2 protein-coding genes and 1 pseudogene are annotated in these 2,787 nt (G+C 61.2%); all 3 read left to right on the plus strand.

The window, feature by feature from the left end; translation table 11 throughout:
- Window positions 1-137: pseudogene (locus tag JWQ61_RS06150) on the plus strand (acetyl-CoA carboxylase carboxyl transferase subunit alpha); the annotation flags it as partial.
- 59 nt (window positions 138-196) lie between these two features.
- A complete protein-coding gene (gene tilS, locus JWQ61_RS06155; RefSeq protein ID WP_304359750.1) occupies window positions 197-1,561 on the plus strand; it encodes a tRNA lysidine(34) synthetase TilS in 1,365 nt (454 codons plus the stop codon).
- Between the two features lie 133 nt (window positions 1,562-1,694).
- Window positions 1,695-2,787 (plus strand): aspartate kinase (locus JWQ61_RS06160; protein WP_304359749.1); only part of this gene is annotated, 1,093 nt, incomplete at its 3' end.

The following is a 2,787-nucleotide window of genomic DNA, read 5'->3' on the forward strand; positions in this document are numbered from 1 at the left end:
TGGCTTCCTTGCTCAAGCGCGCGCTGGCCGATACCTTGCGCCAGTTCCAGGGCGTCAAGACCAAGGACCTGCTGAATGCACGCCATGAAAAACTGATGAGCTACGGTAAATTCAAGGAAGTGCTGGCAGCAGAATAGGCGTGTCGAATTCATCATCTATCGCAAGCATCAACGCGTACTTAGAAAGCACCCTCACCCTGGCCGGGATCGTGCAGGCGTTTTCGGCTGCCGGCCAGCCGGCGCGGCTGGCGCTTGCCTATAGCGGCGGGCTGGATTCCAGCGTGCTGCTGCATGCAGCAGCCCAGTATGCCGGCGCGCACGGCGTCCAGCTGTTCGCCTTCCACATCCATCACGGCATCAGTCCCAATGCGGACCAGTGGCAAACCCACTGCGCCGAGGCTTGCGCCAGGCTGGACGTGGTCTTCGATACGCGCCGCATCGCATTGCGCAACAGTGACAAGAGCGGCGTGGAAGAAGCGGCGCGCATCAGCCGCTATGCAGCGCTGGGCGATTTGTGCCGCCAGCACCAGATCCCTTTGTTATTGACGGGACATCACCTGGACGACCAGGCTGAGACCGTGCTGCTGCAACTTTTGCGCGGCTCGGGCGCGGCCGGCCTGTCCGGCATGGACCGCTGGAATACGGCGCCGACCCTGCTGGGCGACGCTGTCTTGCTGATGGCGCGGCCGCTGCTGAAAGTGTCGCGGGCGGCGCTGGAGCAATACGCAGCGGCGCAGCAGCTGACGTTTATCGAAGACGAATCGAACCACGATCCGCGTTATGCCCGCAACGCCTTGCGCCAGCAAATCATGCCGGTGCTGGCGCAGTATTTCCCCGGCTTCCAGGAGCGTTTTTCGCGCAGCGCCGGGCACATGCAGACCACGCAGCGATTGCTGATCGACCTGGCGGCGCAGGACATGGCTGTCTGCGCGGACGGCGTCTGCCTCGATCTGGAACATGTGCGCCAGTTGAGCGGGGAGCGCATTGATAACCTGTTGCGCTACTGGTTCGGCTTGCATCACTTGCGCATGCCGTCCAGCGCCTGGCTCAGCGAAATGCGCCAGCAATTGCTGGAGGCAAAAGCCGACGCCCAATTGTGCGTGACCCATCCCGACTGCCACATCCGCCGTCACCGCAACCGGGTGTTCCTGACGCCGCGCGACGATGTCGACCGTTCCGAGATTGAACCACAAGCGTTCCGCTGGAACGGCGAGGCCGAGATGCGTTTCCCGCAATTCGGCGGCGTCTTGCATTTCGACCAGGCAGAGCAGGGCATCGACGCCGGCTGGCTGCGTGCGCAACCCTTGCAAATTCAATATCGTTCCGGCGGCGAGCGCCTCAAGCTGGCCTTGAACCGTCCCACCAAGAGCATCAAGTACCACTACCAGGCCTTCGATGTGCCGCCCTGGGAGCGCGAGCGCTTGCCGCTGGTGAGCAGCGGCAAGCAGATCCTGTTCGCGGCCGGCATCGGCATGGATTGCCTGCAGCTGGCGACCGGGCCTGGTCCGCATATCTGCCTGCGCTGGCAGGCCGATGAATTGCCGTTCAGGCAAGATATCTGATTTCCGGCATAGACGGTATTGTGCTTTCCGCAAGGTAAGCCACTTGTCATAATGTGTCGTTGCAGGTACAGTAAAGGGTTGATTTTTCTTTTCCTTGCACTACGCCCGCTTCTAGCATCCACCTACAATTCCTATGGCTTTAATCGTCCACAAATACGGCGGCACTTCGATGGGCTCGCCCGAGCGCATCAAGAATGTCGCCAAGCGCGTCGCCAAATGGCATGACGCCGGCCACCAAATCGTCGTGGTGCCCTCCGCGATGTCCGGTGAAACCAATCGCCTGCTGGGCCTGGCAAAAGAAATTACCGCCCAGCCCGATCCGCGCGAACTCGACATGCTGGCCTCCACCGGCGAGCAGGCTTCGGTCGCCTTGCTGGCCATGGCCTTGCAAGCGATAGGCAAGCAGGCGGTGTCCTATGCCGGCTGGCAAGTCGCGATTAAAACCGATTCCGCCCACACCAAGGCGCGCATCCGTTCGATCGACGATACCAAGGTGCGGCAAGACCTGGATGCCGGCAAGGTAGTGATCATCACCGGTTTCCAGGGCATCGACGAACTGGGCAATATCACGACCCTGGGCCGCGGCGGTTCCGACACGTCGGCAGTGGCCGTCGCCGCTGCGTTGCAGGCAGCGGAATGCCTGATCTACACCGACGTCGACGGCGTCTACACCACCGATCCGCGCGTGGTGTCGGATGCGCGCCGCCTGAAGACGGTGACGTTTGAAGAGATGCTGGAGATGGCGTCGCTAGGCTCGAAAGTGCTGCAGATCCGCTCGGTAGAATTTGCCGGCAACTACAAGATGCCGACACGCGTGCTGTCGTCGCTGACTGACCCTTTAATGCCATTGGAAGAAGAAGCAATTTCCGGCACCCTGATTTCGTTTGAGGAAGACACCAAGATGGAACAAGCCACCATTACCGGCATCGCGTTCAACCGCGACGAGACCAAGATTACCGTGCTCGGCGTACCCGACCGTCCCGGCATCGCCTACCAGATCCTCGGCGCGGTCGCCGATGCCAATATCGAAGTCGACATGATCATCCAGAATCAGTCGGTGGACGGCAAGACCGACTTCACCTTCACCGTACCGCGCGGTGAATACACCAAGGCGATGGATGTCCTGAACGAGAAGGTCAAGGCAAACATCGGCGCGGCCAGCATCACCGGCGACGCCAAGGTGTCGAAGGTGTCGGTGGTCGGCGTCGGCATGCGCAGCCATGTCG

It is taken from the genome of Collimonas fungivorans (assembly GCF_028292705.1).
Taxonomy (GTDB): domain Bacteria; phylum Pseudomonadota; class Gammaproteobacteria; order Burkholderiales; family Burkholderiaceae_D; genus Collimonas; species Collimonas fungivorans_B.